The 12,310-nt window shown below is 70.7% G+C and carries 12 protein-coding genes; 5 read left to right on the forward strand and 7 right to left on the reverse strand.

From position 1 onward, the window contains the following. Together HG543_RS44510 and yhbY are read left to right on the forward strand one after the other, a co-directional pair. On the forward strand, positions 1 to 851 hold an 851-nt coding region (locus HG543_RS44510), incomplete at its 5' end, for a DnaJ domain-containing protein (protein WP_169351036.1). Positions 852 to 919: 68 nt separating this feature from the next. Beyond that, positions 920 to 1,210, forward strand: coding sequence for a ribosome assembly RNA-binding protein YhbY (gene yhbY / locus HG543_RS44515; RefSeq protein WP_169351037.1), 291 nt, complete (start codon positions 920 to 922; stop codon positions 1,208 to 1,210). 75 nt (positions 1,211 to 1,285) lie between these two features. Here yhbY and HG543_RS44520 read toward each other — a convergent pair whose 3' ends face one another. The 4 genes from HG543_RS44520 to HG543_RS44535 all read right to left on the reverse strand — a co-directional run bounded on the left by HG543_RS44520 (position 1,286) and on the right by HG543_RS44535 (position 5,661). After that, positions 1,286 to 2,026 carry an HNH endonuclease family protein gene (locus HG543_RS44520; protein WP_211194585.1) on the reverse strand — a complete coding sequence of 247 codons (741 nt, stop codon included), beginning with the start codon at positions 2,024 to 2,026 and terminating at the stop codon, positions 1,286 to 1,288. Beyond that, the gene (locus tag HG543_RS44525) at positions 2,023 to 3,318 is read right to left on the reverse strand and encodes an AAA family ATPase (protein WP_169351038.1); all 1,296 of its coding nucleotides are present in this window, start codon (positions 3,316 to 3,318) and stop codon (positions 2,023 to 2,025) included. Before HG543_RS44525 ends, HG543_RS44520 begins: the two co-directional genes overlap by 4 nt. 52 nt (positions 3,319 to 3,370) lie before the next feature. Beyond that, positions 3,371 to 4,159 carry a crotonase/enoyl-CoA hydratase family protein gene (locus HG543_RS44530; RefSeq protein WP_169351039.1) on the reverse strand — a complete coding sequence of 263 codons (789 nt, stop codon included), beginning with the start codon at positions 4,157 to 4,159 and terminating at the stop codon, positions 3,371 to 3,373. A gap of 191 nt (positions 4,160 to 4,350) precedes the next feature. Further along, entirely contained in the window at positions 4,351 to 5,661 is a 1,311-nt protein-coding gene (locus tag HG543_RS44535) for a neutral/alkaline non-lysosomal ceramidase N-terminal domain-containing protein (RefSeq protein ID WP_169351040.1), read from the reverse strand. Positions 5,662 to 5,806: 145 nt separating this feature from the next. Between HG543_RS44535 and purF the strand changes: the two genes are divergently transcribed. Next, positions 5,807 to 7,195: an amidophosphoribosyltransferase gene (gene purF / locus HG543_RS44540; protein ID WP_169351041.1), complete on the forward strand. Its 1,389-nt coding sequence runs from the start codon at positions 5,807 to 5,809 to the stop codon at positions 7,193 to 7,195. A 66-nt stretch (positions 7,196 to 7,261) separates the two neighbouring features. On the opposite strand, the gene HG543_RS44545 is transcribed toward purF, so the two are convergent. Next, a complete protein-coding gene (locus tag HG543_RS44545) occupies positions 7,262 to 7,828 on the reverse strand; it encodes a GNAT family N-acetyltransferase (protein ID WP_169351042.1) in 567 nt (188 codons plus the stop codon). A 98-nt stretch (positions 7,829 to 7,926) separates the two neighbouring features. Between HG543_RS44545 and HG543_RS44550 the strand changes: the two genes are divergently transcribed. After that, the gene (locus HG543_RS44550) at positions 7,927 to 8,364 is read left to right on the forward strand and encodes a hypothetical protein (RefSeq protein WP_169351043.1); all 438 of its coding nucleotides are present in this window, start codon (positions 7,927 to 7,929) and stop codon (positions 8,362 to 8,364) included. A 9-nt stretch (positions 8,365 to 8,373) separates the two neighbouring features. Here the strand turns inward: HG543_RS44550 and HG543_RS44555 are convergent, their stop codons facing one another. Both HG543_RS44555 and wecB read right to left on the reverse strand, forming a co-directional pair. After that, entirely contained in the window at positions 8,374 to 9,402 is a 1,029-nt protein-coding gene (locus tag HG543_RS44555) for an RluA family pseudouridine synthase (RefSeq protein ID WP_169351044.1), read from the reverse strand. 773 nt (positions 9,403 to 10,175) lie between these two features. Beyond that, positions 10,176 to 11,306, reverse strand: a complete 1,131-nt coding sequence (wecB, locus tag HG543_RS44560; protein ID WP_169351046.1) for a non-hydrolyzing UDP-N-acetylglucosamine 2-epimerase — start codon at positions 11,304 to 11,306, stop codon at positions 10,176 to 10,178. 105 nt (positions 11,307 to 11,411) lie between these two features. Here wecB and kdsB point away from each other — a divergent pair, with 105 nt between their 5' ends. Then, entirely contained in the window at positions 11,412 to 12,152 is a 741-nt protein-coding gene (kdsB, locus tag HG543_RS44565; protein ID WP_169351045.1) for a 3-deoxy-manno-octulosonate cytidylyltransferase, read from the forward strand. The last annotated feature ends 158 nt before the right edge of the window (positions 12,153 to 12,310 follow it).

The raw sequence follows: 12,310 nt of genomic DNA on the forward strand, positions 1-12,310 counted from the left end.
TGTATAAGAGACAGGGGCTGCGCGCCCCCGCCGCGCGTCCTCCCGGAGCCACGCCTCCCGCCGCCGGTGGCGCGCAGCCCCGGCCGCCGCCCGTCGTCACCGCCGGCGCGCAGGCGCCGCAGCGTCCCGCGGCGCCCGCCGCCGCGCCCACGCCCGCGAATGCCCCCGGAGCCGAAGAGATTCCCGCGCTGCGCCAGCTCGCCACGGCGATGAAGCAGCAGAACCACTTCCAGCGGCTGGCGCTGACGGAGCAGACGAACTCGGCCGCGGTGAAGGTGGCGTACTTCCGGCTGGCGAAGCTGTACCACCCGGACACGCTGCCGCCGGGCGCGCCGCCGGAGCTGGAGAAGCTCAAGGCGGAGGTGTTCGCGTACATCGGCGATGCGTACCGGACGCTGACGGACGACAAGAGCCGGGCGGCCTACATCGAGGAGCTGAAGAGCGGCGGTGCCGGCTCGGAGGTGGACGTCAACTCCATCCTCATGGCCGAGGAGCTGTTCCAGAAGTCCTGCATCCTGGTGAAGGCGCGCAAGTTCCCCGAGGCCGTGAAGATGCTGGACGAGGCCATCAAGCTGAACGCGGAGGAGGCCGAGTTCTACGCGTGGCGGGGCTACGCGCGCTTCTTCATGGCGGCGGACAAGAAGGCGGCGCAGCCGGAGGCGTTCCGCGAAATCCAGAACGCCATCAAGCGCAATGAGCGCTGCGCGCCAGCCCACTACTTCCTGGGGGTGATTGCCAAGCTGTGTGGCGACGCCCCGGGAGCCCTGAAGCACTTCAAGCGGACCGTGGAGCTTCAGCCAGATCACATCGACGCGCAGCGAGAAATCCGCATGGCGTCGCAGAAGAAGTAGGGTGCGTCCCCCTCGCCCGGATATGGGGCCGGGGGCCCCATTCGGGAACAACCAAGGAGAAGAGGAACGTGCCGCTCACCGGGAAGCAACGCCGCCACCTGCGCGCTCTGGGACACCACCTGGAGCCGGTGGTCATCGTCGGTCAGTCCGGCGTCACCGAGGGTGTCATCGCCGCCGTCGAGCAGGCGCTGCATGACCACGAGCTCATCAAGGTGAAGATCAACGAGGGCCCGGAGACGCGCCAGGAAGCCGCCGCGCGCATCGCCGAGGGCACCCAGGCCGAGCTGGCCCAGCTCCTGGGCCGCACCGCGCTCTTCTTCAAGAAGCGCAAGGAGAAGTCGAAGTTCGAGAAGTTCTGACGGACGCGCGGGCTACCACTCCAGGGCTTCGGGTGCCGCGCGGAACAGCGCCCGGAGCTCGCGGTGGTGCTTGTGCTACCGCTTCATCTCCCACCAGACCGTGGGGTGTGATGCCAGCTGGATGGCCTGGGTGAGCCGCAGCAGCGCGGCCCTCGAGGCCCCCTGCTCACGTTGGGTGATGTACTCGGAGAGGCGGGCCCGGTAGGCGCTGAAGGCCTCGGCCCGCGCCACCGTGAGCAGCTCCCGGTTGAGCCGCAGGACGCACAGCGTGTACTCGGCTCGCGCGTAATCTCGGGTGCCCTTCCGGGCGCTCGGCCCGAACAGGAAGGTGCCCTGGAGGTCGAGGACGAGGAACGCCATCGGGTCCTCTCCCCGAGGGTCGATGAGCGCGGGCTCGCCCTTGGGAGGCCGCAGGGGCGCCCCCAGCCCGAGGCCGACCTCCACGAGCTTCGGCGATGCGCGGGAGAGGACCGCGAACTGGTTGTTCTTCGGCCCGTTGCAGGGGCCGCAGGCATACAGGTAGTTGCGCCAGGCGAAAACCCATTCCGGATAGAGGTCCTTCGGCCGGATGTGCTCGACCTCGTCGGCGGCGGAGTCCTCGCAGTACCCGCAGCGCTGGGCGCCCGAGCACATCGAGGTCAACGCCCGGCGGACCTCGGCGAACGTCTTGTTCTTCCGGGTGTTGCGCTGCTTGAAGAGGCGCTTCGCGGCTTCCACCCGTGCCGCGTGGTTCCCGAGCGCATCCACCTCGGCCTGCCAGCTCGCGAGCTGCCGGGAGGCGGCCCTGGGCAGGGGGATGTCGGGCAGCCGAATCACTCCCTGCCCCGCGCCTCCGACGCGTTAAGGGTCATCGCCGCGGTGGGCTGGCTCGCGCGCAGGGCCGCCTGCTCCTTCCGCTCGGCGGGCGTCAGGCCCTTCTTGAGCTCCTTCATGTTCAGCTCGGCCAGGCGCTGCAGCCGCTCCTTCGCGCGCTCGGAGCGGGTGATGCCCTCGCCGAACACGCCCGTGCCGTAGGCATCGAGCACATTGCCGTAGACGAGCCGCTCCAGCTCCACCCCCGTCACCTGCCGCGCCTCTTCCGCCGTGCCGGGCCTGGGAAGCCGCCACACCGTGCCCTCTTCCGCCGCCTGGCAGACCAGCGGGCTGTGGGTCGTGACGATGAACTGCATCTTCGGGAAGTGCTTCCGGAACCAGAGCCCCACCTTGCGCTGCCAGGTGGGATGCAGGTGGGCATCCACCTCGTCGATGAGCACCACGCCGGGCACGTCCACCCGCGTGGGGTCCTTCGGGTTGAAGACCTTCCTCGGGCCGTAGGCCGCCGCGAGCTGGCGGATGAGCTCGAAGGTCATGCTCAGCACGGCGCGGTAGCCATCGCTGAGCTCTTCCACCGGGACGCGGAAGCCATTGCCGTCCACGAAGAGCACCTCGCGGGAGGAGATCTTCTCCAGGTGGGCCCGGTGCGGGAGGAAGTCGGGCTGGTTGATGAACTTCATCAGCGGCGCGAGGAGGCGGCCCTCCGGGTCCCTCTCCAGTTTCTTGAACTGCAGCTGCTGGAGCCACTTCAGCCCTTCGGTCAGGGCCACGCTCTCGTCGAAGACGGAGAGGTGTCGGGCCAGGCGCGGATAGGCATCGAGGAGCTTCTCGTACTCCTCGTTCCCTCCCGTGAAGCGCCGGAAGGGACCGAAGGCGGCGGAGAACCAGCCCTCCCGGCTCTCCCACAGCGGTGATTCGATGCGCCCTTCGGCGCCAGGGCCCCATGACCACCCGAGCGGTCCGCCGTGCCGCCAGGCCACGATGCCGACATGCTGGCGCAGGGACGCGCCTCCCGGCTTCTTGCCCTTGAGCCGGTCGTACCGCGCATCCAGGGCCAGGCTCAGCTGGACCCCGGCGGCCGTGTTGCCACGCCTCCACTTCTCCCAGTCCTGCCGCAGCGCCGTCGCTTCGTACGGACCGACGAGCGCCAGGGCGATGGAGCGCAGGACGGAGGATTTCCCAGAGCCGTTGTCCCCCAGGATGACGTGCCAGCCCGGAGCCTGTTTGAGCGGGACCTTCCACTCCAGCTTCTGGATGGCCCGAAGGTTCTCGATGGTGAATCGCGTCAGGTACATGGCTCTGCCGGGCACCCTAGCCGCATCCCCGCTCCGTTCCCAGGAACGTGCTTCAGCGCCCGCTGAAGCGCCCCTCGCGGCGCTCGATGAAGGACCGCACGCCCTCGGCGGCGTCCTCCGAGTCGTTCAGCTGCCGCAGCCGGGGCAGCAAATCCCGGGCGGCGGCCTCGGGGCCCTCGGTCAGCGTCTGGCGCGCGGAGGCGAGCGTCGCCTGCACGCCCAGGGGCGCCTGCTTCGCCACCGTCTGCGCCAGGGCCAGGGCGCGCTCCAGTTGCTGGCCGCGCGCCACCACCTCCTGCACGAGCCCGATGCGGTACGCCTCGCGCGCGTCGAACTCGTCGCCGGTGAGCAGCCAGCGCATGGCGTTGCCCCAGCCGGCCACCTGCGGGAAGCGGAGGGTGGCGCCGCCGAAGGGGAAGATGCCGCGCTTGATTTCAATCTGTCCGAAGCGCGCGTCCTCGGAGGCCACGGTGATGTCCGCGGCGAGCACCAGCTCGATGGAGAGCGTGAGGCACAGGCCCTGGACGGCGACGACGAGGGGCTTGGTCCGCGTCAGGCCGTGGGTGGCCCACGGGTCGACGGAGTCCTTGGGCGCGAGCCCCTCGCCCTGCTTGAGCGCGGGCGCCACGTTGGCCAGGTCCAGGCCGGCGGAGAAGTGGTCGCCCACGGCGTGGACGAGCATGCAGCGCACCTCGGGGTTCCGGTCCGCCTCGGTCATGGCCGCGGAGAACGCGCGCAGCATGCCCACGTCGAAGGCGTTGCGCTTCTCGGGACGGTTGATGCCGATGACGGCGACGTGGCCGCGCACTTCCAGGGTGATGCGGGGGTCGGACTGGCTCATGGGGCTCCCGGGGGAAGAAGGGACGGCGGCATCTTCACCCGCGCGGAGCCTCCCCGTGGGCGAAAGACGGAGGTCTTCCGTCCACGGGCCATCACTCGGTGGCGCCGAACGAGTCGGTCGTCAGCCCCACCCGCGGGCGCACTCCAGGGCAGCCAGCACCGAGGCTTCGCGCCGTTGCCCCGCGCGGGCCGTCAGCGCGTGAAGCCCGCCGTCCCCGCCGCCAGCTCCGCCGCCACGGTGAGCCGCTCCAGCAGCGTGGGCCCGAAGTACTGGCGCTTGGACTCGCCGCGTCCCTCCTTCACCATGCCGGGCGTGTCCACGTAGCCCACGTACCCATCCGTCAGGCCCAGCACGCCCGTGGCGCCGGTGCGCCGCACCAGCTCCTGGCCCGCGGCCATCGTGGGCTCTCCGGGCACGGTCACCAGCTCCAGCGGCCCCAGCGCCAGCGCGCCCACTTCCGCCACGCGCTGCGCGGACTCACACAGCAGGTTGTCCCCGGCGGCGCGGGTGAGCGACGGTACCAGCCGCGACGCGTCCGGCCGGGGCATCGCCACCTCCACGCGCGCCAGCGACAGCCGCACCGGCCCGCCCACGGGGGACAGGGAGGCCTTGCCAGCCAGCTCCGCCAGCGCCCGGGCGAAGCCGGCCACGCGCTCCAGCCCCTGTCCCTGCGAGAAGGCCACCGACGCATTGCCCGCCGACCCCTGCAGCGTCAGCGTCACGCCGCTGCCCTCCGACTCCCGCAGCGCGCTCAGCCGGCCGGGGTAGTCCGGGTCCAGGGACGCGCGCTTGCGCGGCACCATGGCGGGGTGCGCGGCGAAGACGAGCAGCTCCGCCACCGGACCCGCCTGCCCGCGCAGCACGGCGCGCGTCAGCACCCCATCCGGAGGCGTGCCGCCGCTGCGCGTGTAGACGAGGCCCTGCTCGCGCACCGCGCCCACCTCCAGCGTCGCGTCCGTCAGCGAGCCCGCCGCCTGCGTCAGCGCCGCCACGGCCGCGTTGGCGATGGCGTCCACCGACTCCTGCCGGTACCGGCCGATGCCGACGAGCTGCGCCACCAGCCGGCGGTCATAGCCTCCAATGGACGAGTGCGTGTGCGTGGCCATCACCAGCACGTCCTTCAGCCCGGCGGCGGCGGCCTGCTCGCGCACGCGGGCCACCAGCTCGCTGGTGACGGAGAGCAGCTCCAGCGACACGAGGCCCACCCGCGTCCCGCCCGCCTCCAGCACCACCGCGCGCGCGTACACAGGAGGGTCGGCCTGCTCCGCCTCGGGGCGCGGGGGCGAGTAGCCCGCCACCACCACGGGGAAGGGAGGTGCCAGGGCCACCTTCGCCGCGCCCGCTCGCAGCGAGCCCTCGCCACGAACCTGTGACAGCAGCACCGGCGCGCGCTCCGTCCAGACGCCGCACCAGTTCCAGGAGGCCAGCGCGTACGCGGCCCCCGCGGTGAGCAGCATCAGGGGAATCAAGGAACGCCAGGGAACCTTTCTCAGGGAGAGCATCGCGCGGGCCAGAGTACCCGCAGATGTAGCGCCCCGGGAGCACGGATCGCCCACATGTGCCGACCCCGGCGGCGGGTGGAATACCCACCAACGGGGCATGCGTTCCTGTTCCGCTCACCGCCCGAAAGGAGTAAGGCAGCGCGCCATGTGCGGCATCTTTGGAATCGTGGGGCACGCCGAGGCCTCCAACCTGACGTACCTGGGACTGCACGCCCTTCAGCACCGTGGGCAGGAGTCCGCGGGCATCGTGTCCACTGACGGCAACCTCCTCCGGGCGCACCGGCAGATGGGGCTGGTCGCGGACATCTTCGACGCGCCGACGCTCGCCAACCTGCCTGGTCAGGCGGCAATCGGGCACGTGCGCTACTCCACGGCGGGAGGCAGCGCGCTGAAGAACGCGCAGCCGCTCTTCGTGCAGTACGCGGGCGGCCAGTGCGCCATCGCGCACAATGGGAATCTGGTGAACGCGGCCGAGCTGAAGGAACAGCTCGAGGCCGACGGCGCCATCTTCCAGTCGGACGCGGACACGGAGGTCATCCTCCACCTGCTGGCGCGCTCCAAGCAGCCCACCTTCGAGCAGAAGCTCGTGGAGGCGCTGCGCCGGGTGAAGGGCGCGTACAGCCTGCTGGTGCTGACGGAGAACAAGCTCGTCGCGGTGAGAGACCCGCACGGCATCCGGCCGCTGGTGCTGGGGCGGATGAAGGAAGGCGCGTACGTGCTCGCCAGCGAGACGACGGCGCTGGACCTCATCGAGGCGGACCTGGTGCGCGAGCTGGAGCCGGGCGAGCTGCTCGTCATCGAGAACGGCGTCATGCGCACCAGCAAGCCGCTGGTGGAGCCGCCGCGGCTGGCCCGCTGCATCTTCGAGCACGTGTACTTCGCGCGTCCGGACTCCTCGGTGTTCGGCAACAGCGTGTACGAGGTGCGCAAGCAGATGGGCCGGCAGCTGGCCATCGAGCACCCGGCGGAGGCGGACCTGGTCATCGCGGTGCCGGACTCGGGCGTGGCGGCGGCCATCGGCTTCTCGCAGCAGAGCGGGATTCCGTATGACGTGGGCCTCATCCGCAGCCACTACGTGGGCCGCACCTTCATCGAGCCGCAGCAGTCCATCCGTCACTTCGGCGTGAAGCTGAAGCTGTCGGCGGTGCGGCAGGTGCTCAAGGGCAAGCGCGTGGTGGTGGTGGACGACTCCATCGTCCGCGGCACCACGAGCCGGAAGATCGTCAAGATGATCAAGGCCGCGGGCGCGGTGGAGGTGCACCTGCGCATCTCGTCGCCGCCGACGAAGTGGCCCTGCTACTACGGCATCGACACGCCGAGCCGGCAGGAACTCATCGCGGCCACGCACACCGCCGAGGAGATCGCGAAGTACGTCACGGCGGACTCGCTTGGCTACATCACGCTGGACGGCCTGGGCCGTGCGGTGGGAGACCCCGAGCGCGGCAGCTTCTGCACCGCGTGCTTCTCGGGCGAGTACCTCATCGGCGACTTCGGCGGCGCGAAGGACGCCGAGGTCACCAAGCTCACCGCCTGAGCTTCCGCGCTTCACGCTCGAGGCCCCCTGCCCTCTCCGGGTCGGGGGCCTCTGTCGTTTCCGGCCTCAGGAGTCCGGTGGCTCCACCAGCGTGAAGCGCCCCGGCCCCGCGACGAAGTCCTGTCGTCGCAGGCGCCGGTAGCGGGCGAGGACCTTGTTGGGGCCCACGACGCGCTCGTGCTCGTCCGTCATGCCGAGCCGCTCGATGACCCGCTGCGACGCCACGTTGCCCAGGTCCGTGCCGGCGAGGACCTCGTCCAGTCCCACGACCTCGAAGGCGAAGCGGAGCACGGCGCGGGCCGCCTCCGTGGCCAGCCCCTGCCCCCAGGCCGCCGGGCGCAGCGCGTAGACGAGGTCCACCCAATCCGCGTCGGCGAACCGGAAGAGCCCCGCGGCGCCGATGACGGTGCCGGGCTCCTCGGCGCGCGAGATGAGGAAGAGGCCGAAGCGCTCCTCGCGGAAGTCCTTCTGGCTCTGGGCGATCTGCTCGCGCACCGTCTCGCGGGAGACGGGCTGGTCGTCCCAGAGGAAGCGGCGCACGTCGGCATCGTTCCAGAGCTGGAACAGCGTCTCCTCGTCGGCGGGCTCGAAGGGGCGGAGCAGGAGCCGCTCGGTGCGGATGGTGGGGGCCATGCGGGGAGCCTGTCGCCGCGCGGGGTGGCCCTCAATCGCCCCCGGATGCGAAGGGCCGTGGCTGTCAGGTTGGCACCCGGCGCTGTCAGGATGGCGGCATGGCGCACGACGGCCTCTACTGGAACATCAACCTGCTCCCGGCGGTGGTCATCGCGGGGAACATCCTGGTGCCGGTACTCCTCACCACGTGGCTGGCCACGTCGAAGGAGCGGGCCCTGCGCCGGTGGGGCATCCGCGGCTTCGTCCTCTCCTTCCTGCTGGTGTGCTGCCCCGGCACGAACTGGATGCTGGTGGAGCCGCTGCACACGGGAGAGCTCGTGCGCCTGGGCGACAAGGCCCGCGAGGCGAAGCTGGAGGGCAGGAGCAGAGACGAGGTCCGTGCGCTCCTGGGCGACCCCACGTGGGTCTCGAACCGCGGCGCAGACAGCGAGCTGTGGGAGTACAGCCCGGTGCCCTTATACGTCATGGGTTCGACGCTCCTGGTCCGCTTCAATCCGCGGGGCACCGTCGAGAGCTGGGTGAACTTCGACGACTGACGCGGGCGCTCAGGCGGCGTCCGGCTCGGGCCGCGCGGTGGACAGCGGCCTGCCCTCGATGAAGTCGGTGAGGTCGGCGGGCAGGGGCGCCTCGAACACGACGGACTCACCCGTGCCCGGGTGCGGGAAGACGATGCGCGCGGCGTGCAGCGCGTGCCGGGGCAGGCGCAGCCGGGTCCACGCCTCGGGCTCCAGGCAGTGCTTGCTGAAGCGGTCGAAGTATCCCGGGTCCGGCCCGTACATCTTGTCCCCCACGAGCGGGAAGCCCGCCTCGCGCAGGTGGATGCGGATCTGATGCTGCCGTCCCGTCTCGGGGAAGCAGCGCAGCAGTGAGAAGGGCTCGCCGTCGCGCGTGAAGCGCTGGAGCACCTGGAAGCGGGTGCGGCTCTCCTTGCCCTCGACGGGGTCGATGCGGACGGCGATGCGGATCAGCTCGGTGCCCTCGGCGATGGGCGCGTCCACGACGAAGGAATCCTCGGGCGGGTGTCCCTCGCAGAGGGCGAGGTACTCCTTGTGCACGTCGCGCGACACGAAGAGGCGGCCCAGCACGCGGCAGGACGCGGTGGTGCGGCCGCAGACGACGAGGCCACTCGTCTCGCGGTCCAGGCGATGCGCGGGCTCGGCGAAGCGCTCGCCGAAGCGCTCGCGCAGGAGCGTGACGAGGGTGCCCTTGTGGTAGCGCGCCGAGGGGTGGATGGGCAGGCCCGCCGGCTTGTCGAGCACCAGCAGCCAGTCGTCCTGGAACACCACGGGCAGCGCGGTGGGCGTCTCGGGCTCCTCGCTGGCGCGGCGGCGCAGGCGGAAGGCGAGGCCCGGGTACACGGGCGTGGATGGCTTGAGGCGGCGCTCGTCGCAGAGGACGCCGCGGCGGATGATGCCCTGGAGGCGCTCGCGGGGCATCCGGCGGATCTTCTGGGCGAGGTACTCGTCCAGCCGCCAGCCGGCATAGTTGGGCTCCACCACGAAGGGGATGTCGACGTAGCCGTCGGGGGCTTCGTCCGTCTCGGGGGCGGTGGGTTTCTCCTGCGCGCTGTGCATGGGCCTTCCGCGCGCTCTAACACGCCCGGCCCCGTCGCACAGTCCGCAAGCCTGCTCGCACCTCACATGACGAAACGGGCACCACCCCGTTCCCCCGGAAGGGAGGCGGCATGTGCCCGTCGGAGAGGTCGCCCGGGACGACGCCGTGCGGAATGGAACCTCCATTCCGGTTCCCCGCCGCCTGCGGAAGGGCAGCCCGGGACGAGGGCGCCGTGCGGAATGGAACCTCCATTCCGGTCGCCCTGCCCCCTGGCGAGAGTGCAGCCTGGGATGAGGGCGCCACGCGGAACGGAACTTCCATTCCGGTCGCCCTGCCCCCTGGCGAGAGTGCAGCCTGGGATGAGGGCGCCACGCGGAACGGAACTTCCATTCCGGTTGCTCCGCTCTACGGTGAGGCAGCTCGGGACAGTGCCACGCGGAACGGAACTTCCATTCCGGTTGCCCCGCTCTACGGTGAGGCAGCTCGGGACAGTGCCGCGCGGAACGGAACTTCCATTCCGGTTGCCCCGCTCTACGGTGAGGCCGCTCGGAACCGCGCAGCGCGGAGCGGAACCTCCATTCCGGTTGCCCGCCTCAGTTACCGGGAGGCAGCTCGGGAACGGTGCCGCGCGGAGCGGAACCTCCATTCCGGTTGTCTACCTCCGCTACCGGGCAGCTCGGGGACGGTGTCGCGCGGAATGGAACCTCCATTCCGGTCGCCTGCCCCGCTTACCGGGCGTACGGCGCGAAGCGGAGAGCTCCTTCACCCCGTCGGCCAGGCCCCCCGCTCCCGGTCACGCCGAAGCGGCGCGGAGCGAAGTCTCCTCCACGCGCAGGTAGCGCGCGAACAGGTCCGCGATGCGCTCGCTGGCGCGGCCGTCCCACAGCTCCGGGATGCGGCCCTTCTTGAACTGGCCGTCGAGGACGCGGTCCGCGGCCTGGCGGATGCGGTCCGGGTCGGTGCCGACGACCTCGTTGGTGCCCTCCTCCACGGTGATGGGGCGCTCGGTCTGCTCGCGCAGGGTGAGGCACGGCACGCCCAGCGCGGTGGTCTCCTCCTGGAGGCCGCCCGAGTCCGTGAGGATGAGCTTCGCCTGCGAGGTGAGCCCGACGAACTCCATGTGCCCCATGGGGTCCACGGGACGCAGGTTCGGGTGACGCTCGAACCAGTGGCTCAGGCCCTGCTCGGCAATCATCTTCCGCGTGCGCGGGTGCACCGGGAAGATGACGGGCAGGCGCGTGGACACGTGGGCCACGGCGGACAGCAGGCCGCCCAGGATGCGCGGGTCGTCCACGTTGGAGGGCCGGTGCAGCGTGCACACCGCGTAGCCGCGCGGGCTGAGACCCAGGTCCTTCAGGGTGGACAACCGCTCCGCCTTCTCCTTCGAGGCGAGGAGCGAATCAATCATCACGTTGCCCACGAAGTGGATGCGGGCCGGGTCGGCGCCCTCCTTGAGGAGGTTGGCGTCCGCGTCGCGCGAGGGCGTCAGCAGCAGGTCGGACAGCCGGTCGGTGACGACGCGGTTGACCTCCTCCGGCTGGTGCTGGACGTAGCTGCGCAGTCCCGCCTCCACGTGGGCCAGCGGAATGGCCAGCTTCGACGTCACCAGCGCGGCGGCGATGGTGCTGTTCACGTCGCCCACGACGGAGACGAGGTCCGGCTGGTGCTCCAGGAAGACCTTCTCCAGCTCCACCATCATCCGCGCGGTCTGCTGCGCGTGGCTGCCCGAGCCGATGCCCAGGTGCACGTCCGGAGCCGGCAGGCCCAGGTCCGTGAAGAAGACGTCACTCATCTTGACGTCGTAGTGCTGGCCGGTGTGGACGAGGATTTGCTGGAGCGACGTGCGCGCCGCGATGGCCTTGTAGATGGGGGCCACCTTCATGAAATTGGGGCGCGCGCCGACGATATGGATGACCTTCTTCATGTCGACAGCGAAGCTAGGCACTGCCTCCCAGGTGACTAGTGGTTGAAGGTGGGCGTTCCAGCGGGTGGCAAAGATGCGTCCTGAATCTGATAGACGGGGCGTGTCATGTCCGCGTCCAAGACTGTCGCCGTCATCCCCGCCCGTCATGCCAGCACCCGCTTCCCGGGCAAGCCGCTCGCCCTCATCGCCGGCCGGCCGATGATTGAGCACGTGTGGCGCCGCTGCCAGGAAGCCAACGCCTTTCACGAAGTGTGGGTGGCCACGGACGACGAGCGAATCCGCGCCACGGTGGAGGGCTTCGGCGGCCGGGCGGTGATGACGAGCCCGGACTGCGCCACCGGCACGGACCGCGTGGCGGAGGTGGCGCGCGGGCGTCCCGACGTGGACGTCTGGGTGAACGTGCAGGGCGACGAGCCGCTCGTCGACCCGGCCGCGCTGAAGGTGCTGTCGGGCCTCTTCGCGGACGCCACCGTGCGCATGGGCACGCTGGTGCGGCCGCTGGAGCCGGACGAGGCGGCCAGTCCCAACGTGGTGAAGGCGGTGCTCGCGCTCAACGGAGACGCGCTCTACTTCAGCCGCAGCCTCGTGCCCTTCGTGCGCGAGCCAGGCACGCCGGTGAAGCGCTGGGGCCACATCGGCCTCTACGGCTACCGCCGCGACGTGCTGCTGTCGCTGGCGGGCCTCGCCCCCACGCCGCTGGAGGAGGCGGAGAAGCTGGAGCAACTCCGCGCGCTGGAGAACGGCATCACCATCCGCTGCGCGCAGGTATCCTGGCGCACCGTGGCGGTGGATGTCCCCGAGGACGTGGCGAAGGTGGAGGCGGTCATGCGCGAGCGAGGAATGTAGCCATGGGCTTCTGGAGCGACCTCTTCGGCGGGAAGAAGAACAAGGAACCACCACAGGAACCCGCGTCCCAACCCCCGGCCCCGGAGCCACCACCGGCGGCGAAGGCGGAGGCACCGCCAGCGCCGCCACCCGCGAAGGCGGAAGCCTGTCTCTTATAC

The sequence above is a fragment of the Pyxidicoccus fallax genome, from assembly GCF_012933655.1.
Classification (GTDB): domain Bacteria; phylum Myxococcota; class Myxococcia; order Myxococcales; family Myxococcaceae; genus Myxococcus; species Myxococcus fallax.

Bases quoted from the DNA above. Each gene is read 5' to 3' on its own strand.
- HG543_RS44525 (WP_169351038.1), bottom strand. From the start codon at position 3,318: ATGTACCTGACGCGATTCACCATCGAGAACCTTCGGGCCATCCAGAAG.
- HG543_RS44530 (WP_169351039.1), bottom strand. From the start codon at position 4,159: ATGAGCCAGTCCGACCCCCGCATCACCCTGGAAGTGCGCGGCCACGTC.
- HG543_RS44535 (WP_169351040.1), bottom strand. From the start codon at position 5,661: ATGCTCTCCCTGAGAAAGGTTCCCTGGCGTTCCTTGATTCCCCTGATG.
- purF (WP_169351041.1), top strand. From the start codon at position 5,807: ATGTGCGGCATCTTTGGAATCGTGGGGCACGCCGAGGCCTCCAACCTG.
- HG543_RS44545 (WP_169351042.1), bottom strand. From the start codon at position 7,828: ATGGCCCCCACCATCCGCACCGAGCGGCTCCTGCTCCGCCCCTTCGAG.
- HG543_RS44550 (WP_169351043.1), top strand. From the start codon at position 7,927: ATGGCGCACGACGGCCTCTACTGGAACATCAACCTGCTCCCGGCGGTG.
- HG543_RS44555 (WP_169351044.1), bottom strand. From the start codon at position 9,402: ATGCACAGCGCGCAGGAGAAACCCACCGCCCCCGAGACGGACGAAGCC.
- wecB (WP_169351046.1), bottom strand. From the start codon at position 11,306: ATGAAGAAGGTCATCCATATCGTCGGCGCGCGCCCCAATTTCATGAAG.
- kdsB (WP_169351045.1), top strand. From the start codon at position 11,412: ATGTCCGCGTCCAAGACTGTCGCCGTCATCCCCGCCCGTCATGCCAGC.